The sequence below is a fragment of the Wolbachia endosymbiont of Protocalliphora sialia genome (assembly GCF_053891855.1).
In genome coordinates this window covers 1-23,936 of record NZ_JAIUJX010000009.1, presented here as the reverse complement: position 1 = coordinate 23,936, position 23,936 = coordinate 1, and the positions used below count along the sequence as shown (strand labels likewise).

Below are 23,936 nucleotides of genomic sequence, written 5' to 3'. Positions count from 1 at the left end.
AACACGTAAAAGTTACTGAATCACTTTAGCCATATATAGAATTATTTTGTTAAATATTCTCTACTCCCAGGTTTCATTATGGGTAATTGTTTTAATTCACTTGGCAGTTCTTCCTCGCTATAGTTTTTGATATTTAGTTCAATCAAAGATATGATAGGAAAAGGTAGTTTTGTTTCACTATTTCTCTTGATCAAAAAAGCTCCAGCAACAACTTTACCTCCCTTCTCTTCTGCACATTTTACTGCTTCAAGTGAAGATTTACCTGTGGTAATCACATCTTCAATTAGTAATATCTTCTCACCTTGTTTAATCTTAAATCCACGGCGTAATTCAAATTTACCATTAACACGTTCGCAAAATATTGTTCGGATTCCAAGCTGTCTACCAATCTCATAACCCACGATTATTCCACCAATTGCAGGAGATAGTATTAAATCTATGGGTTCAATAAGCTCTTTTCTTATTTTATTCGCCAATAGCTCACAAACGTTCATTGCTCTGCTTGGATTTTCAAAAATTTTAGCGCATTGTATGTAAGTGTTGCTGTGCAGCCCTGACGAGAGTACAAAATGTCCGTGCAAAATCGCACCAGCCTCTTCAAATTCTTTTATTATTGTATTATCTAATATCATTCTTGAGTTTTAAATTCTTTATTAATTATCTGTGTTATACAGATATCAGACCACACATTTATTGCAGTTTCAAACATATCAATGATTGTATAAATAGGCAAAATCAATCCCATAATGTACAAAGGAACATTCATTGATACCAAATAACTAGTTGCCATAAAATAGCACCCCATCGGCACTCCAGCGTTACCAATTGCAGCTCCTGTAGCTAAAAAAATCCATATGAACATCTCACTTAAGGAAAATGTGTGCCCATTCATCTCTGCAACAAACATCACTGTGATTAAAATAAATGCAGCACACGCATTCATATTAACTGTTGTGCATATTGGTAGAATAAAAGATGACAATTTCTTTGGTACCTTTAGCTGATTTTGCACACATTCTATAGTTGTAGGCAGCGTTGCACTAGATGATTTAGAAAAAAATGCAAGTGTAAGTGCTGGCATAACACCTTTCATCGTTTGAATTGGTGATATACCTTTATGCCACATGAGTAGTGGCAAAATCACAAATGCTTGCACGAAATTTGCAGACATTATGCAAGCAAAATACCAAAAAAGACTATGGAATTCGCTGCCACCTTTTAACTCGTATAAAAAACATGTGATAAAAGACCATACAGCAAGAGGAATAAACTTTAATAACCCTTGAGCAATTCTAAGAAGTGTATCAAATAGTGCAGAAAATATTTGGTGTAATATATCTTGTTTTTCTTTTGAGAGCGAAATAATAGCTCCACCCATCAAAAAAGCAATCAATATGCTGCCAATAACATTATTTTCAAGAAAAACTTGCACAAAATTCGAAGGAATGAGTGATTTTAAGTATGAAAAGTAATTGTGGTTGCTGTTACTCACACTTTCTATTGTGTTACTTATGAAATTTTTTCTTACTGGATCTATGAATAAATAGAAAGATAGCGCAACAAATGCAGCTATAATGGTTGTAAGCAGCGTATAAAACAGTGTCTTCTTAAGTAATACTTTAATTTCAATTGAGTCTTTAAGTCCCGAAATTGTGGACACGATAGATAGAAAAACTAAAGGTAAGCTAATCAATTTCAATAAACTGATGAATATATCACTAAGTAGCCTTGCTACTTCAAATATCACTTCATTGTTTAAATAGTAAGCAACTATTGCAAACAATATAGAAAAGAACACTGCAAACTTATGCACTGGAAATAAAACCTCAAATTGATATTATACAACAATTTTTGGAATTAGGTTAATATAACTTTACAGATGAAGGAAGAATGAGTAACATTTCATTATTAATTAAATATACATAGAAGGAGGTATGGGTCCAGAAATTAAAAAGCGTTTAAAGTCTTATGGGATAGCAGCTATAATAGGAACACTTATAGGCTTTAGTTTAAACTTTGCAGCTTTATCACCTTTAATCATAGGCGGAATTATTTCTTTGGTTTCTACATACTCATTTCTCATTTTAATTACTTCCAGAGAAGATAGTCTTAAGCATTATGAAAAAACAAGCCAAACAAAGCTAATAGCTTATTTTTATGTACCTTAGCTACCACTGCCGTAGTAGGGATTGGTCTTGGTGCAGCTATAGGTACTATTTTTCCTACTGTAATGTTAAATATAGAATCAGCAGCTTTGATGAGTGCAACAATAGGAGTTATTGCACCATTTTTAGTCTTTTTGCATTAGGTTTATTAGCATTGACGGCTGAAAAAATAAATGAATGTATTATAGAACCTACAGTCGAAAAAGTAAAAGAATGCTTTTCTTTAAAGGAAGCATAAATTATCCTCGCAAAATAGTGTACCTTGGACTTAAATTGAAGTGTACTCAATTGAAATAGGTCATATTAGAGAAGGTTAGAAGTTACCTACCCAAAACCCTTATCTCCCACTCAAGTTCAATGTTAAATTTATCTTTTACTGCATCTTTTACTCTGTTGCCAAGGTTTTCTAAGTCAAGTGCAGTTGCATTATTGTAATTGAGTAGAAAATTACAATGTTTCTTAGAAATTTTAGCTACACCATTATCTAATCCTCGGCAGCCAGATTCATCAATCAGTTTCCATGCCTTGCAGCCTATTGGATTTTTGAATATACAACCAGCAGTTTTTCCTCTTACTGGTTGGCTTTTATTTTTTTTATCAATAACTTCTTTCAATCTTTGAAATATAAGCTCATACTCTGAACTTACTCCTTTAAATTCAGCTTCAATAAAAATCCAATTTCCTTTTAAGCTATGTCCACGATAAAAATATCCCATTTCTTCACTGGAAAATTCATATAAATTTCCATCTTCTAGATTCACTGCCCTTATAAACTTTACAACACTCGCAATATCACTACCATATGCACCTGCATTCATCTCTATCCCACCGCCAACTGTTCCTGGAATTCCAGCAAGAAACTCAAGCCCACTAATTTGCTGTTCCCCGGCAAAGTACGCAAGGTTACTAAGCAGTGCAGCACCACCTGCAACTATGGAGCTATTATCTTTACATTTAATATACGCAAATTCCTTACCTAATTTCACCGTTATTCCTCGAATGCCACTATCTTGCACTATTATGTTAGATGTTGCACCGATAATGCTAATTGGTAACTCAGTATCTTTTATCAAGCACATTAGATCTTCAACGTCACGTGGCTTAAATAGTACATCAGCTTGGCCACCAACATTTAACCAAGTCATTTTAGACATTGAAACATTATAACGGTAGATTCCACATACTTTAGGTAAGCTTATAAGCATTTTGATTTTAACTCTAATCCTGCATCCATACCCATTTTTTCTGCATCTTCTACAAACGAAGTGCGTTCAGTAAAGTATATAACTCTCTCGCCCGCTAACATACAATAAAGATGTAGCATGTTTTCACTCACATATTCTGCTAAAGCTGCAAGCGGTGTAAAGCATGAACCATTTACTGTCTTCATGAAACTGCGCTCTGATTTTGCCCTTATAAAAGACATATTATTATTAATTTTCTCTAAAAGATCGATAACTTTTATATCATTCTTTCGGCATTGAATGCAAATTGCCCCCTGCCCTACTGCGTTTAACATGACTTTTGGTGATAATACTTCTGTAATTAAATGGTGTTTTTTTAATCTTATCAGTCCTGCTTCGGCTAAAATCATTCCATCAAAATTCTGATTTTGCAGTCTAGTTGTCACATTTCCACGCAGTGGCACTACATTTAAGTCTGGCCTGAGATTTAGTAGCTGAACTTTTCTTCTTATTGAAGAAGTTGCAATTGTAGCCTGCTGTGGCAAAGTTTTTAGGCTCTTATATTTATGAGAAATAAATACATCACATGGACTTAGCCTCTCTAAAACACAAGGAATTGTTAAGTCCTTCGAGAAAAACGCAGGTACATCTTTTAGCGAATGAACCGCCATATCTATATTATTTTTGAGTAATTCAGCCTCAATCTCCCTGAGGAACAGTCCTTTACCTCCTATTTCAGCAAGGGTTACATTAGCATATTTATCACCAGAAGTTTTGATTTTAATGATCTCAACGGATAGATTAGGAAAAGACTCTAATAATCTTTGTTTTGCTTCCAAAGCTTGGATGATCGCAAGGTCGCTTCCTCTCGTACCTATTTTAACTAGCATATATCCTTCATATTATATGTCTATATTCTATGTCCATTTTTTATTATCTCCAGTTTAGTTATTGAATACTTTATAATTAGTGCATAGTATCACGAACATTTAGTAATCGACGAGTATGTATGTTTGATATTTTAAAAGATTCTTATGGCAAATTTAATAAAAAAAATGTTTTACCTCTTGTATGTACTACTGTCGCTGGTACCATAACAGCATTTATGCTAAAATAGCTACAGCATTTATCTTTGTAATATATATCAGAATTAAGGATTTAAACTTGATTTTAAATGTTTAATACTATCTATTTGGGTTACTCGCAAGGTATTCTTTATAAAATCATTAGCTTGGTCTTCACTCATAACAACCGCATGCTCTTTTTCCTTACTGATATAGTTATACTCTTTTAAGTCTAAGATTTCTTTCATCCGGTCGAAGTCATCTTTATGACGAAAGGATATGTTAGCACCAAGAATCTTTTTTTGTTCATTGTGTTCAATAGTAATACTTGGCTTATGACCATAATTAGCTCCAATTATTTTCCTTATTAAATGCTCAATTACCATCTTTGCTATCTTAGAATTTTTGTTAATTGAATACTCAATTGCTACCTCTGAATCTTCGTCTTTTAGAATAAGGGATGGTTCATAATTTCTAAAAAAAATTCCCTGCCATTGCCGTTTATTAAGAGAGAGTTTCTTTCTATACTGCTCATTATACTTTTTTACTTTAGAAAAATATCTTTCATATTCAGTAAGTCCATCTTTTCCTCTGATCTCCATTCTACTCAAGAATTTCTCTACAGACTCTTGTTTAGCTGAAATTTTACGTATAAGAGGAATATTTTTCATCATTCTACTTAAACTGCTAAGGCAAACTACTTTTGCATCATTTGAAAACAGATTTTTGAATCTCTTCACTACACTATATAAGTTTGCTGGTGTTGGTGTATAATGTCCACTATTGTTATCTACGTATGTTATCTTGCCATTAACTACTTTTATTAAACCAGAGCATAATATTGCTTTACCACCTACAAGTGTTGAGTGACGATAAGATTCTTTTACACCTTTTTCAGCTTTTATATGTTCATGAACCACTAGCTTGCCATCCAGTGTTAATACATAAGCCACACATCCCTCTTCTTCTTTACTGTGCTTATTACTTGTATCGTATAGCCTACCTTTTGAATCATAAAATTTAGAATCTCCATTTTGGTTGATAATATCCAAGGTATGCTCCTTTTGCTCTTTTGAAGTAAAATATTTAACGATGGCTCCAGTAGCTGGGTCTTTTCTCTTCTCAGTTCCAACTTCAGAAAAGAAGTGACGATTAAAACCAAATTTGTCTCTTATCCACTGTAAAATTCTGCTTATAATGTCAAAAGATTTTCTATTACCCAAGTTAATCGAAAGCTGCTCTTCTTTTGGTACTATTTGATGATCAGATCTTGTACCAACTTTACCAAACTCTGTTGCAGCATGTTTAAGCTTTTTTCTTAAATATTCTTTGCGTTCTTGTGACATCAGCATACTTAACTTCATTAACCTTTAATCTTGATTGTATATTAAATAATACATTAATTTAGTTAAAAAGTCAACCAAATGTGATTAGCTATAAATCATCATTTTGTTTTGTAGCAGGTTTTAAAGATAAGCCTTGTCATTCATAGTGTACTCTGTATTTTTATTTAAACATCAATATAAAGAGAGTGATATAGTAGTTATGGTCTGCAGTGAGGTGATGAAGAAAATAGTATTTCTGAAATACAGATCTGGCCTGAGATTTAGCAGCTAAACTTTTCTTGTTATTGAATAAGTTGCAATTGTAGTTTGCTCTGGTAAAACCTTAAAGCTACTATATTGTATGTCTATATTCTATGTCCATTTTTTATTATCTCCAATTTAGTTATTGAACATTTTACAATTAGCCCTTAGTATCACGCACGTTAGTAATTGATGAGTATGTATGTTTGATATTTTAAAAGACTCTAATGGCAAATTTAATAAAAAAAATGTTTTACCCCTTTTCAGTGCCACTGTAACTAGTATTATAATATTATTAAGTGCAACAGTAGTAATTCCAAAGTTTTTCTCTCATCCTTCTCTATCTAGTCCTCTCGGTTGGAAAGATCCAAGTTATAGTGAATTTCTTGCTACTCACATACCAGCTACCATAGTTACTTTCTCAATACTTGGTTTATGCATTTACCTTCCGATTGATAGCATTAGAAAAAACAAACAAATAGAGAATCTTAAAGCTAATTCTCAACCTAATTCATACATTTATAACACTTTAGTAAATGATGTTTCAGAAAAGCAAAGTATAGTATAAAGTACAATCAATATAGATTAAGGCTTTAGAATCTTTTCATTTAGGTGCTTGTGATTAGCAACCATTCAGTTTACACTGTACCTAAGTATAGTTTAAATTTATGCTAAACAAGCTCACAGTTAAATCTCTTTCAGTATTGCTAATTTTTTTGCTATCTTTATATATAATACTGCCAAACTTCTTTGATAATAAGTTTCTCGCCTCAAAAAAGAGGATAAATCTAGGGCTCGACCTGAAAGGTGGATCATCTCTGCTTCTAAATGTAGACTTAGATTTTTACTTCAAAGAGAAACTAAGCATGCTAACCGATGAAATAAAAGAAGGTCTGTTAACACAAAAGATTGAATTTAGCGCAAAAAACGATAAACAAGTGGTTGTAACTTTAAATAATATTGATGATTACAAAAAAGTTTCAACGTTAATACATAAAATAAACCCAAATTTAGAATTGAGTAGAAAAAATACTGCAATTTTCATTTCATATAAACCGCATTATAAGAATTCATTAATCAATGAAGTAGTTTCAGAGTCAATAGTTAATGTTCAAAGACGCTTAGATAAGCTTGGTACTAAGGAAGTAAGTGTGCAAAAACAAGGACAAAATAAGATATTAGTCCAAGTTCCTGGAGTAGAAGACACTCAGCAGATAAAATCTCTGCTTGGCAAAACAGCCAAGCTGGCCTTCCATTTGGCAAACACCAATGTAGCTAAAATGCAAGATATCGATCATGACACTACGATTATGCTCAAGGATTCTTTGGGTAATTCCTACCCGATATTCCGCAAAACTGAAATAGGCGGTGATTCATTAGTTAACGCATCAGTTAGATTTGGCAATTTAGGTAAACCAACAGTACATTTCAAATTCGACAGCATAGCAAGCAAAAAATTTGCAAAAATTACTAAAGAAAATGTAGGAAAGCCTTTTGCAATTGTTTTAGATAACACAGTCTTAACTGTACCAACAATACGTGAACCTATTCTAAATGGAGAGGGAGAAATTAGCGGTAATTTCACTGAAAAACAAGCGAGTGAACTTGCAATACTTTTAAAATCAGGTGCACTACCTGCACCACTTAAAATAATTGAAGAAAAAAACATTGGTCCAAGCCTTGGAGAAGAGTCAATAAAAGCAGGAGAAATTGCAGCAATAATCTCTATCATAGCCGTTGGTTTATCTATAATCATTACTTACGGCAAATTAGGCTTGTTAGCGTCTGTTGCACTCGTTTTTAATGTAATCTCTATACTACTCATTCTTACCTTACTTGAAGCAACTCTTACTCTCCCTGGAATTGCTGGCATTGCTCTAACTGTTGGCATGTCGGTAGATGCAAATGTTTTAATATTTGAACGCATTCGCGAAGAAATAAGAGCAGGAAAAAGAACGGTTCGTGCAATTGAAGAAGGATTTAAAAACGCAATAAAAACAATCCTTGATTCAAACCTCACTACACTAATTGCTTCAGGAATAATGTTCATTATTGGTAGCGGAGCAATTAGAGGATTTTCTATCACTTTATCGATAGGAGTTTTATGCTCGATGTTTTCTGCAATTATAGTCACAAAACTTCTGATAGAATTGTGCATCAACCCACAAAAGCTAGTACTTTAGTATCTGTTCAGAAGAGTGACAAAATAAGATAGACGAGAAAAGACAACTAAATGGTTGTCATGCAAGTAGCTATCCAGTCTTTTCGTCGTCAAAAACGTTGTAACATGCTTACCAACTTAGTGTTTAATCTGGATTCCAGTGTGTCACCCCAGCGCCCAAACACTGAAATGGCTTTGTTGCATCACTAACTATGAAAGGCCAATTATACAAGCAACGTATTGAAAATCTTATTTTTTGCAATCAATCTGATCAAATTTAAGAATAGTAATTTATTGTTTGTATTAGTAAATTTAATTCTACTTAAAATAGCTAAAGCATTGAAATTCGTGAATTTTATCTGGGTTCTGTGAACAAAATATGCTGTGAGAAAATAAAGTAAAGAAAAAGTAGGAGAAATAAGGAAAAAGAGACCGTGAATAATATAGAGAAACTACCAATGGAATATTACATAGAAAAAAGAAAATGGGAACAAACTTTTGAGTTCTTAAAGGGAGTCAAAAAAGGACAGAGAAAATTTTGAAATGAACGTTAAGACTGCCACGATTTAAGAAAAATGTCAAGACGATGGGCATTTTCCAATAGTATAGTATTTTCTAAAATGGATGATAAAGTTCCATTATGGCATTACCAACCAAAAGTTGTAAGTCTGTATATTTATACATTAGAGGTCTGAGACGGCTTTTGATGTTATGCCAACAGTGTTCTATGGGATTCAAATCTGGTGAATATGTTGGAAGATAGAGCAAATGACAGCCAAAAGATTCTATTAATGACCTTGTTGTAGGAGTCTTATGAAATGTAGCATTATCCATAACTATGGTTGTACCAGGTTGTAACTGTGGAAGTAATATCTGCTCTAACCATGCATTAAATACTTCTTTGTTACACCCTCCAGTAAAAGTTATTGGTGCAATAAATCTCTTTCCAATCCACCCGGCTACTATACTGATTCTCTCTCGCTGGAATATCTTCATAAATTTTCTTTCCTCTTGGAGCGCGCCCATACTCTCGGTATAATCTATTGTCAACTCCTGCTTCATCTATATATAAGGTGCTAGAATGGTCTATTTTTTAGATTTTATCGGTAAATTGCTGTCTATCTTCTTGATTGCGCTCTTGATATAGTGTGACTTTTTTTTAAAGTAATTCTTAGCTGTTTTAGTCTATACCAAATTGAATGTATTCCAAATCCAAGATTTCGTTTCATCTCTGCCAGAGTATGATCTGGATTCTTTGTAACATATTCTTTGAGTATTTTTGGGTCTATTTTTCAAATAAAGCTGCCGTTTTTAGATGGCTTTAGGCTTTCACCAGCGGTACAGAGTTGCTATTCCTATCTCCATAAGCTCTGCTACCTCAATCTTCGTCTTCCCTTTTTCTATCATCAATACTGCCTTTTCCCTTAAATCCACACTATATGCCATTATAACTTAAATACCTTATTATATCTTTATCATTTACTTTAGGAAATACTATAGTTGATGAAGAGAGAGGTAAATTACAGGAAATTTTATAAAAAAACCTCTGATCAAGAAATAGATAAATATAAGTGTAGAGTAGTGGTAAATCATCTGATTAGGAATAATGTAAAATCGTCTGATATAGAGGTAACAAGTGTGAGTAATGGAATAGTGATTAGAGGCAAGAGCAAAACAGGTGTTTAAAAAATATATTTAGTGTTTCTGTAGGTGGAGAGGAAGGAGGGCTGTATAATTTGTTTTAACTTTCGTGAAAACTGTATTGAGAAATAACCATATCAATATTAATATATTAATATTGATATGTTAAAATTATATTAGTTTTTTAATTAAGAAGAATATTATGTTAGGAAATTTACAGAGTGAAAAAATAGGAGTAGATTTACAACAAAAGTTGGATGTACAGTATGTGAGCGCATGGCATCGCAATTGCCTCAACAACTGTGAAAAAAATTCATGGACTGTGCCCGGTGAGGCACTATGCAAACTCAAGTGTGATTTACAGGCTTCCCCATCTGATTCACAAAAGTCAGCATCTATTGATGTAAGTGATACATTAAGAGGTATTGGAGACAATTTCCATGCTCTCGCAGATTCATTTTCTGTTCTGTAGCAGATACAGTAAAAAGCGTGAGGCTTCTCTTGTTTTCCGGAATTTTCAATAAAGAATTGTATTGACATATTATGGTAGGTTAAGTATATACGAGTTTGCTGATGCTCGGAAGAAATGACACAGACTAAGTATAGTATTGCAAGACATTATTAGTAATAGGGATCAGCAGCTGGCTACTGGATTGTATTTCTATTACTCTTCGTCATCAAAAATCAAGAAGGCTCTGCAACTTGATAACTCTATTCTTTTATTGACGTAGATGACTCTGAAAAATTGCGAAGCTGAAGTGCTAATGCTATATCCCTTAAAGAACAAAACCTATGTTATACTAGAAATAATGTGCGGAAAAGGGGGGATTCGAACCCCCGACATATTTTCATATGTGCACGCTTTCCAAGCGTGTGCTTTAGACCGCTCAGCCACCTTTCCATACTTATTCATAATATTAAAAATTATGCTGCTAAACAACTGGTATATATGGTTCGCCACGGAAATTCACAGTATTGTTAAACTTGTTTTTGCACGTTAAAAACGCTTTATCACAACCTGCAAGTATCGAATATTTATCTCCGGTAGAAATTTGATATGGAGGAGAAGCAAATAATGTATAATGCACCCATTTGTCTAGACCATTTTTTTCAAAGTGATCCATTTTTAAAATGAATATGTTGATAAATACGTCGACACACATTTAAAGTATTTATCAATATATTCATTTACTGTTTATGATAATAAAGATCAGCAGGAACTTTATATAGGACTCCTAACTAATCCAAAATATTAAGAAATTTACCAAGCAAAAAAAAGGCAAAAGAATCCCCCAGTAGTGAGTTTTAACCCTATAATAATGTAAATCGGCATTGTAATAATGTGCTAACGCTTATTTAAAGCGCGTTTTGGCTGAATGTAGAAAAAATAAAAAAGACATGCAGCCGCTATAATTTTATGTAATCTGCCAATATATACCTGAGTTTTTTACTGAATTTTTGTTGTTAAATCTGCAGAGATTAAAAACAAGGATAAATACTCTTATTGTCATGATAAGAAGACTGATGAGGTTTGTCAAGTTGACTCTATTGCATATCCTTATAAGTAAATTAATGTTATCCTTAACTATTGCTAATCTAAAATTTTTTATGTTCATACACTTACGTGTTCATAGCGTTTATTCTCTGCTTGAGAGTTCGGTTAAAATTGAGGAGCTGATTGGTCTTTGTTTGCAGAACAAAATGCCGGCAGTTGCAGTTACTGATTCAGGCAACTTATTTGGCTCACTTGAATTTGCAGAATATGCAGCTAATAGGGGAATACAGCTAATAATAGGATGCAATATTATCGTTCGACACTTAGAACAAAATTTATCAATACTGCTACTTGCAAAAAATGAACAAGGGTACACTAATTTAGTCACCTTGGTGAGTGAGTCTTTTAAAAAGCGCAAAAATAGCAGCGATATTCCCTACGTTGATTTTGATGAGCTATTAAGTTTTAATACAGATCTAATCGCCTTAACTGGTGGATGTTTGGCTCAACTGTTATTGGAGCAAGACAAAGAAACGGTTGAAAAACTGCTTTCAGCATTCGATGGTCATTTATATGTTGAATTGCAGCGTCATGGGCTGAATAAAGAGCTAGAGCTTGAAGAAGCTTTAATAGATTTTGCTTATCAGCGCAATATACCACTAGTGGCAACGAATGATGTGTTTTTTTCAAATAGATCTGATTATGAAGCTTATGATATATTAACGTGCATATCGGAGGGCAGTTATGCCCTGGAGAATAACAGAAAGAAGTTAACTACCGAGCATTACTTCAAATCTGTGGAAGAAATGGAGGAACTGTTCAGCGACATTCCCGAAGCAATTTATAACACTTTAGTGATAGCTAAGCGGTGCTCTTACATGCCAAGAAGCAGGCAGCCTATCTTGCCTAAATTTCCTTGTCGAGAAAATAAAACTGAGAATGAAGAACTGAGGGAGCAGGCAGTTGCAGGATTAGAATTCCGCATTGCAAATGAAACAGACATAAACCTTAAACAATACTACGATCGGCTGAATTACGAACTAAGCGTAATAACTTCGATGAACTACGCTGGCTACTTTTTGATAGTTTCTGATTTTATTCGTTGGAGCAAAGCAAATGGCATTCCAGTTGGACCGGGAAGAGGTTCTGGTGCTGGATCAATTGTTGCTTGGAGCTTGCAGATTACAGATCTTGATCCAATAAAATTTGGTCTGATCTTTGAAAGATTTTTAAACCCTGATCGTATATCAATGCCTGACTTTGATATCGATTTCTGCCAAGAGAAAAGGGACCTGGTTATTGATTATGTTCAGAAAAAGTACGGTTATGTTGCCCAAATAATCACTTTTGGAAAATTGCAAGCAAGGGCAGTATTGCGTGATGTTGGTAGAGTATTGCAAATGCCTTACTCTCAAGTGGATAAAATATCTAAAATGGTTCCATTTAATCCAGTAAATCCTGTAACTTTATCGCAAGCGATAGAGCTTGATAAAAACCTACAGAAAGAACGAGATAGTGATGAGGTAATTGCAAAGCTTCTTGATATATCACTAAAGCTCGAAGGAATATATCGTCACGTTTCAACTCATGCTGCTGGAATTGTAATATGCGATCAAAAATTAGAAAATTTTGTTCCCGTCTATTATGATCCAAATTCGGCTCTGCCAATCACTCAATACAGCATGAAATATGTAGAGAAAGCTGGGTTAATAAAATTTGATTTTCTTGGACTTGGTACGCTAACACTAATAGATCATGTATGTCGTTTAATTAATCGTGATGAAAAAAAATTTGATATTTCCTCGGTTTCTTTGATTGATCAAAGAACCTATGAAATGCTCTCAAGAGGTGATTCAATCGGAGTGTTTCAGCTTGAAAGTTCGGGAATGAGAGAAGCTTTAATCAAACTAAAGCCAGACTGCATTGAAGATATCATCGCTTTAATTTCTCTTTATCGCCCAGGGCCTATGGATAACATTCCAACTTATGTTGCAAGAAAGCATGGACTTGAAAAGCCAGATTACATTCATCCATTGCTTGAGAAGGTGTTAAAAGAAACATTCGGAGTAATAATCTACCAAGAACAGGTAATGGAAATAGCGCGTATTCTCTCTGGATATAGCTTAGCAGAGGCGGATTTACTCAGACGTGCCATGGGTAAGAAAATTAAGGAAGAGATGGATAAACAACGTGAACTCTTTGTTCAAGGAGCAACAAAAAACGGTGTTGATTACGACAGGGCAAGTTATATTTTTGATCTTGTTGCAAAATTTGCTGGTTATGGATTTAATAAATCCCACGCTGCAGCATATGCGATTATATCTTACCAAACAGCTTACCTTAAGGCTAACTACCCGCTAGAATTTTTTACGGCCTTGATGAATCTCAATATTGATGATAGAGACAAACTGAATTTGTTTTATCATGCTGCAAAATTCAGTGGAGTTGCTGTTCTTTCGCCTGATATCAGCAAATCTAAGGCTGAATTTTCAATAGAGGGTGAGCACATACGCTACGGAATTGCTGCTTTGCGTAATGTTGGTTTTGCTATAGCAGAAGGAATAGTAAATGCACGCTCAAGTTCTTATAAGGACATATGGGAATTCATTCAAAATTTGGGGCATATAATAAATAAAAGGGCATTAGAAAGTTTAATTAAATCTGGAACATTCGATAGTGTGCACCAAAATAGAAAGCAGTTATACGAGTCAATAGACACATTGATTTACTTTGCAAATAAAAATAGGCAGTCAAATCAAGCTGTTTTATTTGGCAATCTTGATGTCCTCAAGCCAAAACTCGAGGATGTGGAAGATTTTAATGAAGAGGAAAAATTAGAGCATGAGTTGTTTTCACTAGGGTTTTATTTAACTAATCACCCGCTTAAAAAATTTAAAACTCTTTTGAAAAAATTAAATATTGGGTTTATCGGAGAGAGTAAGACGATAAAAACTGCTGGTGTAATATTAAATGTGCGTATGAGAACCTCAGAACGTGGAAGATTTGTTATCCTAACACTTTCTGATCCCCACAATGTTTCTGAAATAGCATTCTACAATAATGAAATAATAGAAGAAAAAAGGAATCTATTTTCACCTGGAGCATTTGTGATAATTGATCTTGAAATTTCAGAAAACACAACGAGACTATCAGGAAAGGACATATCTGAATTTACAGAAAAGGTTACTTCTCTAATGAAAGGATTAGTTTTAACTGCTGTATGTGCAGACTCGCAAAAAGTTGCTGAGGAGTTGAATTCAGTGTTGAAAAATGGAGGCAAAACCAAAATAATGCTAAAGTTTCTTCTCGAAAAACATAAAGTCAGCATCTTGTTGCCAGGTGCATATTCAATCACCCCCCAAGCTATTTATGAAATATCTCACTTAAGTTGGATTGAAGGCGTAGAAATTAATACAAATAACTTGCTTATATAAAAAAGTTTTATATAATAAAGTGTTTAATTGATATTAAAGGAAGATATAGTGAGTCTCTATGAATTTACTTTTATAGCACAACCGAACTTATTGCAGCAAGAAGTAGAAGAAATGGTCCAAGAATTGGCTATTTTGTTGAAAAATATTAAAGCAGATGTTATTTCTCAGGAGGTTAAAGGTCTCATAGAAAGAGAACATAGCACAGTTACAAAACAAGAGCTAGAGGCAAGTACTGAAAGCATTAAAAAAAGTCTGATTGTTTACTCTGATTTTTTGGAAACTCTGACAAAAATTTTATGGGTTGAATTGGAAGAAGATTTTTCAAATTTAAAAGAAATAAAGTCAAGAATCGATAAAGAATTGAAAAATGAACTAAGTGATACGGGAATAAAACAAAATTTTATGGACCTTCCAGGAGCTAACACTAAAAGTGCATTTATCTATAATGTAGTAAATGCTTTTAAGGAAAATATTTCACAACATCTAATAAAATCCCTTCAAGAGGTTTTAAAAAGTTTTAAAATAGTAGACTCAAATCAATTGAGTAAAACGCTGGAAGTGCTTTTGAAAAATATTGAAGCTTCAGGATTGATAAAATATGAATATTGGGGTCTATTGGATTTTGCATACCCAATAAATAAGATGAAAAGTGGTCATTACTGTATGATGTGTATAAGTTTTACTTCAAGCATTATGGATGAATTTGAGCGTAGAGTAAAACTGAATGAGAATATTATTCGCCACTTGTCTGTACGGGTTAATGAGTTTTTTAAAGGTAAATCTTACATGATGGATAAACAAATTGAGGAGAAAAGTGCATAATGATGAAAAGACGAAATAGTTTTAATAATTCTTACGTGTCTGTAAATAACAGAACTGGCTTTAGGCGTCCTAAGGTCTGTCCTCTTGCTGCATCTAAAGATGAGGACATAGACTATAAGAATATAGATTTATTGTCCAAATTCACCTCTGACTATGGTAGAATATTACCTAGAAGGTTAACAGGTGTGTGCGCAAGAAAACAAAGAAAGTTGCGCTTAGCAATTATAAGAGCACGCTTTTTAGCTCTTGCTCCTTACTGTACTAAAAAAGTTAGGTAATTTATGTTAATAATTTTAAAGGAAAATATAACAACTTTAGGTAAGCTTGGTGAAGTTGTCAAAGTTAAGCCAGGTTATGCACGTAATTTTCTTTTTCCACAAAAAAAGGCGATGAAAGCCACTAAGGAAAATTTAATAAAGTTAGAGGAACAGCGTTTATTATTGGAAGAAGAAAATATCAAAAAATTAAATGCAGCAAAAATGCTTGCATCATCACTGCATGATAAATTTATTATATTAATAAAGCAAGCTTCAGAGGATGGAAAGATTTTTGGCTCTGTAACCACACGTGAAATTGCAAAAACTTTATTACAAGAAGGATATGATATAAGTCATCATAGTTTATCTTTTGGTGGAATAAGTATCAAAAATTTGGGCGAGTATCAAGTGAATATAGAATTACATAGTAAAGTGATAGTGCCAATTACTATATACGTTGTCAGATCTGAGAAAGATGCACATGAATTGAGGCAAGTAAAGTTGCAAAATCAGAAATCTGAGCAACAAGAAGATACAAATAACGAATAGCAGTGAATAAAATATTTCAACTACTCCTGTCATTCCAGTGCACTTTTTTTCTGTCGTCCCAGTGTTACACACTGGGATCTAGCATGTTCAAAGATAAGACAGGGATCATCTAATGATCCCACGCTATAGCCGCAAAGAAATCTCTTCGATTTGGGAAGAAAAAAATAAGTTCAACATATGGCTCAAAATAGAAAAATTAGCATGTGAAGCTCAAGCAAAATTAAAAGTTATTCCAAATGATGTTGCTGAAAAGCTCTCTGGTGCTATTGAATTTGATATTGAGCGTATTAACGAAATTGAATCCATTGTAAAACATGATGTTATAGCTTTTTTGACATATATTGCTGAAAAAGCGGGAGTTGATGTTCGTTATCTCCATTACGGAATGACAAGTTCTGATGTTTTAGATACATGCCTTGCAGTGCAGTTGAAAGAGTCATGTGATATTTTACTCAAGAATCTAAAAAATTTACTTATAGTATTGAAAAAAAAAGCTGAGGACTATAAAGATATTGTTTGTGTTGGGCGCAGTCATGGAATGCATGCAGAACCAATAACTCTTGGGTTAAAATTTGCTAGATTTTATGCTGAATTTAAACGCAATTATCAGAGATTAATTAGCGCGCAAAAAGAGATCTCAATTTGTAAAATATCAGGTGCAGTAGGTAATTTTGCAAATATTAATCCATTTGTTGAAGAGTATGTAGCGAAAGAAATGGGACTCATACCTGAAACCATATCGTCTCAAGTCATCCCTCGTGATAGACATGCCATGTTCTTTTCAATTTTGGGAGTAATTGCAAGCTCAATAGAAAATATTGCAATTGAGATTCGTCATTTGCAAAGAACTGAAGTCGGCGAAATCTCTGAATATTTTTCCACTGGGCAGAAGGGAAGTTCTGCTATGCCGCATAAGTGTAATCCTATTTTAAGTGAGAATTTGACTGGGCTCTCACGCTTAATACGCAGCTATGTTTTTCCTGCATTAGAAAATGTTGCACTATGGCACGAACGAGATATATCGCACTCGTCTGTGGAAAGGTGCATTGCTCCTGATGCTTGTATAGCAATGGATTTTGCTTTAGTACGATTAACAGATTTGATAGATAAATTGGTGATCAATAAGGAAAATATTGAAAAGAACTTAAATTCTTCAAAAGGCTTGGTTTTTTCACAACGTGTATTGCTTGAGTTGGTAAGTAGTGGTTTAACTAGGGAAGAGGCATATAAAATTGTTCAGAATAATGCAATGAAAGTAAAGCAAGATAACAGTGATTTTCTGTTCGAATTGAAACAAGATAAATCCTTGCATGGAATTATTGACTCTGAAAAACTTGAGTCTTTGTTTGATTTGAAGTATTATATGAAACATATAGATTACATATATAGCAAGGTTTTTAATTAGGCTGAGTAGCTCAGTGGTAGAGCAGGAGGATCATAATCTCTTGGTCGGGGGTTCAAATCCCTCCTCAGCCACTCAAGCTAAACTATGGTTTGGCAAGAGCAGCGCATTTGACAAAATAACATGATTCATTGTCCAATTAACTGAAGTTTTTTTTCAGTTGTTCATATAGTATATGGAATAATGTATGTGAAGTGATAAAGATACAACATTTGTTGTATCTATTCAGGGGAATGGCTAATGGTATCCGTTCAAGAAAGTGGTAAGGTAGATGAGAAAAGACAACTAAATGAATTTCATCCGAGTAGCTAACACTGGCATCTATATAAAGACAATCTAATGCACTCATTTAAAGTGAAGTTTTCTGGATCCCAGTCTCTAGGCACTCGGATGACAAGAAAAGAGTTGACTTGAATGACACTGAATAGGCACTGGGACAGAGGCTACTTGAATAATATTTCACCATGTCATTCCAGCACTTGATGCTGGAATCCAGAAGTTTTTTGAGCACAAAAGTCATGCTAAGTTTTTGTTGTTAAGAAAGGCTGGATAGCTACTTGAATGACACCATTTGTTACTGTGTTTTTGTCTATCTTATTTTGCTACCCTACTGAACGAATACACAAAATCTAACTTTTTTCTATACAACCAGCTAGGTCAAGAAAGGTGAATCTATCTCTTGTTGCAAATGTAAGATTGACTACCTTGCAATATTGCTCTTTGTTCCAATTAAGATGCTCCGGTAAGTACGGAATTGATAGATCTTCAAATACTTTCTGCAGGTGTTTTGCAGATAGTAAATTTTGCTTAATTAAACTAGAAATATTACTCCATTCTTTGCAAATAATCTCTTGAATTTTTTGCTGCATAATTTGCTTCTGCTTTAGAATTTTTATAAATTCGGTATTACCAAAGCACTGAGTTATATGTTTTACATCTAAAGTGATCGGTTTGGTAATCGGGTTTTGTATTGACAATATCTCCTCTTGCAAGTTAGCCATAGTAATCGTCGTAACAGCAATTTTTTCGCCATGTAACGAGGAGGAATAATCTTTTGTTACCGTCTCCATTGCATGAGCTATCATATGTTCTCCTTGGCTTGCAGAGTAGCTGCCTTTTGACATCACCATTCCAAGTCCTGAAATCAATAAGGCTTCCATAAGTAATAAAACTACTCTTTTATCTTTTTTAGCAAGTGCCAAGTGTTCTCTGAGCAAAATTTTCTCCAGATTGCGAACAAGTTTAAAGGGGAGTTCATTATATTCTGTGCCAAGTAATAGATTAGATAATAGCCAATCGGCTTGTACTGTTGAACGGCAGATGAAATCTGCAAATCCACTTAATGTGAGGCGTAGTGGTGCGTTGGCAATTATATCGGTATCAATGTATATTGCCTTTGGAAGATGTGCTCCGAACGATTTTTTATATCCATCAACTAATATTGAAGCGTTTGCAGAGCTATACCCATTCATGGAAGCAGCTGTTGGAAAGGATATGTAGTCTTTGCCTTCTAAATAGCTTGCGTACTTACAGATATCATTAACAGTGCCACTGCCAAATGCAACCATTAAGTCACTATCTTTTGCTTTATTTCTAACTAGGTTTACAGCTTGGAGAGAAGCAGCTCTGTTCAGTCTATTTGGTGTCATCCAAGTAGCGTGACACTGCGATCCATCATAGTCACGCACTGGAATGACAGGTGTGGCTGGAATAATTAAATGAGAAACTTTATTAAGTATGTTTTTGTTTAAAAGTTTTGCTGTATTTTCATCTGCAATCAGAAAAATGTCATTTCCGTATTGTCTACATATTTCATAGATATTATCAGCAAGTACTGTTACTTCCCTTATAAGAACTTGTTCTGTGTGCTGTAATATTTGTTTTAAATATCGCATAGAATGTTTACAATACGGTAATGTTAGTATTTCAAGATTGATATGAAGATTGACCCTGTAGAACTAACTAAGAAATTAATTTCTTTTAAAAGTATAACACCAAAAGACGATGGGGCAATAGAGCATATAGCAGCCATTCTCAAGAAAAGTGGTTTTGAATGTGAGATTTTAGAGTTTGGTGATAAAGTTAAAAATCTTTATGCGAAATATATAAATGGAGTACCAAACTTGTGTTTTGCTGGACATGTTGATGTTGTACCACCAGGTGAGTTAAAAGATTGGATATCTGATCCATTTAAGCCAGAAGTTAGAGATGGAATGCTATACGGAAGAGGAGCAGCTGATATGAAAGGCGGAGTAGCTGCATTTATTGCTGCTATCGTAGATTCAGTTGCAGGTAAGTTTCGATTCAGCGGTTCAATCAGTGCATTGATTACCAGCGCTGAAGAAAGCACGGAAGAACATGGAACAAAGGCCATTTTGGAATGGATGAAAAGCAAGCAAAAAAAGATAGATTTTTGTATAGTTGGAGAACCAACGAGTAGTGAGAAATTAGGTGATACCATAAAAATAGGTAGAAGAGGTTCTGCAACATTTAAATTGATTTGCCATGGTAAACAAGGGCATGTTGCCTACCCAGATCTAGCAGATAATCCAATATATAAAATGGTATCGATACTAAGTAAGATAAAAGATACCACTTTTGATACTGATAATAAATACTTTCAGCCTTCACATTGCGAAATTACTACTATCGACGTTGGAAATAATACTAATAATCTAATACCTAGTTCAATAGCAGCAGGTTTTAATGTTCGATATAACAATACACAAACACCAGACGTTTTATATAAGATGATTGATGCAATATGCACCAATGTGACTAACGATTATAAACTGTCTATACAGAGCAGCAGGGACGTTTTTCTCTCTATTCCTGATAGAAATACTGATATTATGCTTGATGCGATAAATAAAATTACCGGTATTGATGCTGTGCTGAGTACAAATGGTGGCACATCTGATGCTGCGTTTATTAAGGATATTTGTCCAGTAATTGAATTTGGTATGATCAACAAAACCGCACATCAGGTAAATGAATGCGTATCAATAGACGATATACATAAATTAACAGCTATATATAAGGAGTTTATAAAAAATTATTTTTACCCCACTAATAAAATATTAAACCAAATCAATGTAATTGGTAATACGCCTGATGGTCCATTATTAGCTTGAGGTGCAGTTGCATAGAGAAGAAACTTACTAGACACATTTTACCAACCCCTTATTATAATATTAAGGGTATTTTTGACTCAAAACTTGTCTTTGATCTGTGCGAGCTTAATAACAAAAATTCAGTAGAAAGCTTATTGGCGAAAATTATCTGTTCAGCAGAGTGACAAAATAAGATAGACAAAAAGGGTGTAAGAACAAATAGTGTCATGCAACACTGGCTTTTGTACACAAAACGTTGTAAAGCGCTTTTGTCAACCTGGATCCCAGCTCGGATAACAAGAAAAGAAGCACTGGTTTCACATAGATCTGAACAGATATAATTTCTTAAACATTTATAGCTCACATAAAACCCGGTCTGACTGTCATAAAGGCTACTCATTGCAGCAGACAACTTTCGCACTACTTCAAATTCTAATTTTCAACTTAAAGAGGTACGTAATGTCAAATAACTTCAATTTCAAAGAATTTTTTCACCATCACGAAGCAAATAGCACTTTAGATGATATACAAAGGTACTGCATACTGTGGCAATCAGTGATATCACAGGCAATGATTGATGCAGCAAGTAACTGTAAAAAAACAGAAAGCTTGGTAGAGAAACGTAAAGCAATTTCCTGGCTATCAGACTTCAGTCAAGATTTTGTTGAAACATGTATACTGGCTGATTGCGATCCATTATACGTAAAAAACAAAATACAGCCAATTCTAAAAAAGATAAAGCCCTTTTAATGAGGTTTACCCCTCTCACCAAGAAAAATATCATTTAATCTTTTTTCTATAGCTTCATCTATATCTTGGATTAATAGCTGCTTTATCATATTCACTTTCCGTTCTGCCTCTTGAAGATTATTGTTACCGTAACTGTTCTTATTACTATAACCATAACTACTGCCATTTGGTTTATTACTCATTTTTCTTCTTGTGCTGAGTATCTGAACTATCTTCTCCTTGAAAAAAGACTTCCAGCCTGTGCCAGAAAATAATTTGTAGAGAAAATGCGGAGTAAGAAACGCTACTAATATTCTAATAGAAACTCCATAACCCAAATCATCTCTATTTTCATAATACCATTTTAAATATTGATACAAATGGTAAAATGCATTTTTGAAAGAGCTAAACTCTACAGCATACCAAAAGCCACTGGTGAGAAACATGAGCATAATGCTCGCTGTATAAAGATACAAAGTGAAAAGAAATAGCTTGACAACTATATCTTTCAAACTGCCCAGTATGTAATTAAATAACCTTAATTTATAAAAAAGTGATATCATTTCACGCACACTTCAATAAAGCTGGGGTGGAAGGATTCGAACCTTCGCGTGGCGGTATCAAAAACCGCTGCCTTACCACTTGGCTACACCCCAATATTGTTTATATCAATAACATTATTAACCCAATTAGTAAAAGATTTATTCGCTTTTCCTATGGGTATTATCACAACGGCTGGTTGATCATAAGAATGCATTGACTCGATTTTTTCTATAATCTTATCAGCCTGATCATTCCTACTTTTCATAATTGCCACTACTTCACAATTACTATTAGTTTTACCTTCCCATAAATACAGAGAGTTTACTTCAGGAAATATATTTACACACACAATTAACTTCTCGTTTAACAATTCTTCAGAAATAGCCTGAGCCTCTTTCAAGTTTGAAAAAGTTATATAGACTAAAACTAAATTGCTCATTAATCGCTACATAAATGCATTTTTACTATACTCTACTTAGATTTATTCATCAAGAGAAAATAGGAGAGACCTCTTCAGTGCTTGACACACAGAAATTGAAGATGTCATTTAGTAGCTCTCCCCTGTTATTTAAGTAGCTAACACTGAGATCCATAAATTTAACTGGATGCCAGTTTCTGGGCACTGACCATCATAAAGGAGCCAGTGTCATGCACTGATAGTTGTCTTTTCTCGCTTACCTTATTTTACTACTCTGCTGAACGGACACAATTGCATATAGTATAGTCTTTAGTTTTAGTGAGAATAGTTTTATTCCACTGATCAAGGAGTGCTAAATTGAAATACGTATCACCTTTATAAGTTTTATGCATTTCAGTCATAATAAATTCTGAGATTAGGTTATGCTCTAAAAAAAGGTGTACTATTTGTGCCCCACCAATCACAAAGACTTGAGAACTACTTTGAATTGACAGAAATTCTTGCATGGAAGAGACAACAGTACATTTTGGGCCTCTATTAAAACACTTGTTACGGGAGAAAACAATAGGTGTACGATTCTTTAGTATGCTTTGAGGCACGGTTTCAAATGTCTTTCTTCCCATCACAATAACTTGCTTGTCGGTTACTTGACAAAAATGTTTAAACTCACTTGGATAACGCCAGGGCAAATCATTATTTATTCCAATTACCCCATTAGGGTCAACAGCCATAATTCCAATAATCTTCATCCCTTTAAGACAGCTTGGGCTACAAAAAATCTCATGTGGTCACGTACATTATGTACTCTAAGGAAATCAACCTTATTTTGCAGTATAGCAGATGTAGCAATTGTTTCTAAATCTCTATTAGAGGGAGATTCTATGGAAAAAGAGGAAATAAATGACTTTCTGGAATGACCAACTAAAACCTTGCAGCCAAAATTTTGTAAAGTTTCTATACTGCGTAAAATCTGAATATTCTGATACATAGATTTGCCAAAACCAATACCAGGATCAATAATTATTGAATTTTCATCAAAACCAAGGTCAAGTAACCTATTAATGCTCTCCTCTGCCCAATTATTTATGATATCAATTGGGTCAATATCATGTGGAATAATATTGTCCTTATGTGGTGGTATCGAAAGTGAATGCATAATAACGACATTACACCCACTACTAGCAACTTCTTTTAAGGTATTACTACTCAGATCTCCCTTCTGATCATTTACCCAGGCAATATTGTAGTGCTTCAAAACGTTTAAAATAACGTCTGGCCAAAAACTATCAATGCTGACTTCAATATCACCATTTTTCATATAGTCGCTAAGAGGTTGTCCGGAAACTAGTAAATTCAAGCATATTTCCTCTTTA

25 protein-coding genes, 3 tRNA genes and 1 pseudogene are annotated in these 23,936 nt (G+C 33.9%); 13 read left to right on the top strand and 16 right to left on the bottom strand.

Annotated features, from left to right (window positions below):
- Nucleotides 1-41: 41 nt before the first annotated feature.
- Nucleotides 42-632: an orotate phosphoribosyltransferase gene (gene pyrE, locus LB100_RS04455; protein ID WP_456201555.1), complete on the bottom strand. Its 591-nt coding sequence runs from the start codon at nt 630-632 to the stop codon at nt 42-44.
- Nucleotides 629-1,813: a dicarboxylate/amino acid:cation symporter gene (locus LB100_RS04450; protein ID WP_456201554.1), complete on the bottom strand. Its 1,185-nt coding sequence runs from the start codon at nt 1,811-1,813 to the stop codon at nt 629-631. The genes pyrE and LB100_RS04450 overlap by 4 nt, the downstream gene beginning before the upstream one ends.
- Before the next feature lie 121 nt (nt 1,814-1,934).
- Here LB100_RS04450 and LB100_RS04445 point away from each other — a divergent pair, with 121 nt between their 5' ends.
- Nucleotides 1,935-2,168 carry a hypothetical protein gene (locus LB100_RS04445; protein WP_264719870.1) on the top strand — a complete coding sequence of 78 codons (234 nt, stop codon included), beginning with the start codon at nt 1,935-1,937 and terminating at the stop codon, nt 2,166-2,168.
- Between the two features lie 317 nt (nt 2,169-2,485).
- Here LB100_RS04445 and murB read toward each other — a convergent pair whose 3' ends face one another.
- The 3 genes from murB to LB100_RS04430 all read right to left on the bottom strand — a co-directional run bounded on the left by murB (nt 2,486) and on the right by LB100_RS04430 (nt 5,777).
- Entirely contained in the window at nt 2,486-3,370 is an 885-nt protein-coding gene (gene murB, locus LB100_RS04440) for a UDP-N-acetylmuramate dehydrogenase (RefSeq protein ID WP_264719868.1), read from the bottom strand.
- Complete coding sequence (gene hemC, locus LB100_RS04435; RefSeq protein ID WP_456201553.1) at nt 3,361-4,239, bottom strand: hydroxymethylbilane synthase; 879 nt, start codon at nt 4,237-4,239, stop codon at nt 3,361-3,363. Before hemC ends, murB begins: the two co-directional genes overlap by 10 nt.
- Nucleotides 4,240-4,499: 260 nt before the next feature.
- On the bottom strand, nt 4,500-5,777 hold the full coding sequence (locus LB100_RS04430; RefSeq protein ID WP_456201552.1) for a hypothetical protein: 1,278 nt from the start codon (nt 5,775-5,777) through the stop codon (nt 4,500-4,502).
- 424 nt (nt 5,778-6,201) lie between these two features.
- Between LB100_RS04430 and LB100_RS04425 the strand changes: the two genes are divergently transcribed.
- Both LB100_RS04425 and secD read left to right on the top strand, forming a co-directional pair.
- Complete coding sequence (locus LB100_RS04425) at nt 6,202-6,567, top strand: hypothetical protein (protein WP_456201551.1); 366 nt, start codon at nt 6,202-6,204, stop codon at nt 6,565-6,567.
- Nucleotides 6,568-6,667: 100 nt separating this feature from the next.
- A complete protein-coding gene (gene secD, locus LB100_RS04420) occupies nt 6,668-8,182 on the top strand; it encodes a protein translocase subunit SecD (protein WP_456201550.1) in 1,515 nt (504 codons plus the stop codon).
- A 593-nt stretch (nt 8,183-8,775) separates the two neighbouring features.
- Here the strand turns inward: secD and LB100_RS04415 are convergent.
- The 3 genes from LB100_RS04415 to LB100_RS04405 form a co-directional block, all read right to left on the bottom strand.
- Nucleotides 8,776-9,156, bottom strand: a complete 381-nt coding sequence (locus LB100_RS04415; protein WP_456201549.1) for a transposase — start codon at nt 9,154-9,156, stop codon at nt 8,776-8,778.
- A 122-nt stretch (nt 9,157-9,278) separates the two neighbouring features.
- Nucleotides 9,279-9,449 (bottom strand): IS630 transposase-related protein, encoded by a 171-nt coding sequence (locus LB100_RS04410; RefSeq protein WP_456201563.1) that lies wholly within the window; start codon nt 9,447-9,449, stop codon nt 9,279-9,281.
- A gap of 40 nt (nt 9,450-9,489) precedes the next feature.
- Nucleotides 9,490-9,606, bottom strand: coding sequence for an IS630 transposase-related protein (locus tag LB100_RS04405; RefSeq protein WP_456201548.1), 117 nt, complete (start codon nt 9,604-9,606; stop codon nt 9,490-9,492).
- A gap of 57 nt (nt 9,607-9,663) precedes the next feature.
- On the opposite strand from LB100_RS04405, the gene LB100_RS04400 reads away from it, so the two are divergent.
- Together LB100_RS04400 and LB100_RS04395 are read left to right on the top strand one after the other, a co-directional pair.
- Nucleotides 9,664-9,846, top strand: a complete 183-nt coding sequence (locus LB100_RS04400; RefSeq protein ID WP_264336274.1) for a hypothetical protein — start codon at nt 9,664-9,666, stop codon at nt 9,844-9,846.
- 157 nt (nt 9,847-10,003) lie between these two features.
- On the top strand, nt 10,004-10,273 hold the full coding sequence (locus LB100_RS04395; protein ID WP_264719864.1) for a hypothetical protein: 270 nt from the start codon (nt 10,004-10,006) through the stop codon (nt 10,271-10,273).
- Between the two features lie 342 nt (nt 10,274-10,615).
- On the opposite strand, the gene LB100_RS04390 is transcribed toward LB100_RS04395, so the two are convergent.
- Together LB100_RS04390 and LB100_RS04385 are read right to left on the bottom strand one after the other, a co-directional pair.
- Nucleotides 10,616-10,702 (bottom strand) — tRNA-Ser (locus LB100_RS04390).
- Between the two features lie 31 nt (nt 10,703-10,733).
- Nucleotides 10,734-10,880, bottom strand: a pseudogene (locus LB100_RS04385) (phage BR0599 family protein); the annotation flags it as partial.
- A 529-nt stretch (nt 10,881-11,409) separates the two neighbouring features.
- Between LB100_RS04385 and dnaE the strand changes: the two are divergent.
- From dnaE to LB100_RS04355, 6 genes are all read left to right on the top strand, one after another.
- Complete coding sequence (gene dnaE, locus LB100_RS04380; protein WP_456201547.1) at nt 11,410-14,730, top strand: DNA polymerase III subunit alpha; 3,321 nt, start codon at nt 11,410-11,412, stop codon at nt 14,728-14,730.
- Between the two features lie 48 nt (nt 14,731-14,778).
- Nucleotides 14,779-15,552: a 30S ribosomal protein S6 gene (gene rpsF / locus LB100_RS04375; protein ID WP_319803443.1), complete on the top strand. Its 774-nt coding sequence runs from the start codon at nt 14,779-14,781 to the stop codon at nt 15,550-15,552.
- Entirely contained in the window at nt 15,552-15,830 is a 279-nt protein-coding gene (gene rpsR / locus LB100_RS04370; protein WP_015587948.1) for a 30S ribosomal protein S18, read from the top strand. Before rpsF ends, rpsR begins: the two co-directional genes overlap by 1 nt.
- Nucleotides 15,831-15,833: 3 nt before the next feature.
- Nucleotides 15,834-16,358, top strand: coding sequence for a 50S ribosomal protein L9 (rplI, locus tag LB100_RS04365; protein ID WP_264719790.1), 525 nt, complete (start codon nt 15,834-15,836; stop codon nt 16,356-16,358).
- 112 nt (nt 16,359-16,470) lie between these two features.
- Entirely contained in the window at nt 16,471-17,763 is a 1,293-nt protein-coding gene (gene purB, locus LB100_RS04360) for an adenylosuccinate lyase (RefSeq protein ID WP_264330918.1), read from the top strand.
- Nucleotides 17,763-17,834 (top strand) — tRNA-Met (locus LB100_RS04355). The genes purB and LB100_RS04355 overlap by 1 nt, the downstream gene beginning before the upstream one ends.
- Before the next feature lie 555 nt (nt 17,835-18,389).
- Here LB100_RS04355 and LB100_RS04350 read toward each other — a convergent pair.
- Nucleotides 18,390-19,655, bottom strand: coding sequence for an iron-containing alcohol dehydrogenase (locus LB100_RS04350; RefSeq protein WP_264719789.1), 1,266 nt, complete (start codon nt 19,653-19,655; stop codon nt 18,390-18,392).
- Between the two features lie 42 nt (nt 19,656-19,697).
- On the opposite strand from LB100_RS04350, the gene dapE reads away from it, so the two are divergent.
- Together dapE and LB100_RS04340 are read left to right on the top strand one after the other, a co-directional pair.
- Nucleotides 19,698-20,894: a succinyl-diaminopimelate desuccinylase gene (gene dapE / locus LB100_RS04345; RefSeq protein WP_456201546.1), complete on the top strand. Its 1,197-nt coding sequence runs from the start codon at nt 19,698-19,700 to the stop codon at nt 20,892-20,894.
- A 438-nt stretch (nt 20,895-21,332) separates the two neighbouring features.
- Nucleotides 21,333-21,623 (top strand): hypothetical protein, encoded by a 291-nt coding sequence (locus LB100_RS04340; RefSeq protein ID WP_007301973.1) that lies wholly within the window; start codon nt 21,333-21,335, stop codon nt 21,621-21,623.
- Here the strand turns inward: LB100_RS04340 and LB100_RS04335 are convergent.
- The 5 genes from LB100_RS04335 to LB100_RS04315 form a co-directional block, all read right to left on the bottom strand.
- Nucleotides 21,620-22,048, bottom strand: coding sequence for a hypothetical protein (locus LB100_RS04335; protein WP_227738357.1), 429 nt, complete (start codon nt 22,046-22,048; stop codon nt 21,620-21,622). The genes LB100_RS04340 and LB100_RS04335 overlap by 4 nt on opposite strands.
- Before the next feature lie 138 nt (nt 22,049-22,186).
- Nucleotides 22,187-22,258, bottom strand: a tRNA-Gln gene (locus LB100_RS04330).
- A complete protein-coding gene (gene cutA / locus LB100_RS04325; RefSeq protein ID WP_456201545.1) occupies nt 22,249-22,584 on the bottom strand; it encodes a divalent-cation tolerance protein CutA in 336 nt (111 codons plus the stop codon). Before cutA ends, LB100_RS04330 begins: the two co-directional genes overlap by 10 nt.
- A 248-nt stretch (nt 22,585-22,832) precedes the next feature.
- Nucleotides 22,833-23,312 carry a dihydrofolate reductase gene (locus LB100_RS04320; RefSeq protein WP_007302111.1) on the bottom strand — a complete coding sequence of 160 codons (480 nt, stop codon included), beginning with the start codon at nt 23,310-23,312 and terminating at the stop codon, nt 22,833-22,835.
- On the bottom strand, nt 23,309-23,936 hold a 628-nt coding region (locus LB100_RS04315), incomplete at its 5' end, for a dihydropteroate synthase (protein ID WP_456201544.1). The genes LB100_RS04315 and LB100_RS04320, both read right to left, overlap by 4 nt.

Excerpts from the sequence above, each read along its gene's own strand:
- LB100_RS04430 (WP_456201552.1), bottom strand. The coding sequence starts at position 5,777 with ATGAAGTTAAGTATGCTGATGTCACAAGAACGCAAAGAATATTTAAGA.
- rpsR (WP_015587948.1), top strand. The coding sequence starts at position 15,552 with ATGATGAAAAGACGAAATAGTTTTAATAATTCTTACGTGTCTGTAAAT.
- hemC (WP_456201553.1), bottom strand. The coding sequence starts at position 4,239 with ATGCTAGTTAAAATAGGTACGAGAGGAAGCGACCTTGCGATCATCCAA.
- LB100_RS04405 (WP_456201548.1), bottom strand. The coding sequence starts at position 9,606 with ATGGCATATAGTGTGGATTTAAGGGAAAAGGCAGTATTGATGATAGAA.
- LB100_RS04445 (WP_264719870.1), top strand. The coding sequence starts at position 1,935 with ATGGGTCCAGAAATTAAAAAGCGTTTAAAGTCTTATGGGATAGCAGCT.
- LB100_RS04350 (WP_264719789.1), bottom strand. The coding sequence starts at position 19,655 with ATGCGATATTTAAAACAAATATTACAGCACACAGAACAAGTTCTTATA.
- murB (WP_264719868.1), bottom strand. The coding sequence starts at position 3,370 with ATGCTTATAAGCTTACCTAAAGTATGTGGAATCTACCGTTATAATGTT.
- dapE (WP_456201546.1), top strand. The coding sequence starts at position 19,698 with ATGAAGATTGACCCTGTAGAACTAACTAAGAAATTAATTTCTTTTAAA.
- LB100_RS04425 (WP_456201551.1), top strand. The coding sequence starts at position 6,202 with ATGTTTGATATTTTAAAAGACTCTAATGGCAAATTTAATAAAAAAAAT.
- LB100_RS04400 (WP_264336274.1), top strand. The coding sequence starts at position 9,664 with ATGAAGAGAGAGGTAAATTACAGGAAATTTTATAAAAAAACCTCTGAT.
- LB100_RS04415 (WP_456201549.1), bottom strand. The coding sequence starts at position 9,156 with ATGAAGATATTCCAGCGAGAGAGAATCAGTATAGTAGCCGGGTGGATT.
- LB100_RS04320 (WP_007302111.1), bottom strand. The coding sequence starts at position 23,312 with ATGAAGATTATTGGAATTATGGCTGTTGACCCTAATGGGGTAATTGGA.
- LB100_RS04340 (WP_007301973.1), top strand. The coding sequence starts at position 21,333 with ATGTCAAATAACTTCAATTTCAAAGAATTTTTTCACCATCACGAAGCA.
- pyrE (WP_456201555.1), bottom strand. The coding sequence starts at position 632 with ATGATATTAGATAATACAATAATAAAAGAATTTGAAGAGGCTGGTGCG.
- LB100_RS04395 (WP_264719864.1), top strand. The coding sequence starts at position 10,004 with ATGTTAGGAAATTTACAGAGTGAAAAAATAGGAGTAGATTTACAACAA.
- rplI (WP_264719790.1), top strand. The coding sequence starts at position 15,834 with ATGTTAATAATTTTAAAGGAAAATATAACAACTTTAGGTAAGCTTGGT.
- secD (WP_456201550.1), top strand. The coding sequence starts at position 6,668 with ATGCTAAACAAGCTCACAGTTAAATCTCTTTCAGTATTGCTAATTTTT.
- purB (WP_264330918.1), top strand. The coding sequence starts at position 16,471 with ATGATCCCACGCTATAGCCGCAAAGAAATCTCTTCGATTTGGGAAGAA.
- dnaE (WP_456201547.1), top strand. The coding sequence starts at position 11,410 with ATGTTCATACACTTACGTGTTCATAGCGTTTATTCTCTGCTTGAGAGT.
- LB100_RS04335 (WP_227738357.1), bottom strand. The coding sequence starts at position 22,048 with ATGTTTCTCACCAGTGGCTTTTGGTATGCTGTAGAGTTTAGCTCTTTC.
- cutA (WP_456201545.1), bottom strand. The coding sequence starts at position 22,584 with ATGAGCAATTTAGTTTTAGTCTATATAACTTTTTCAAACTTGAAAGAG.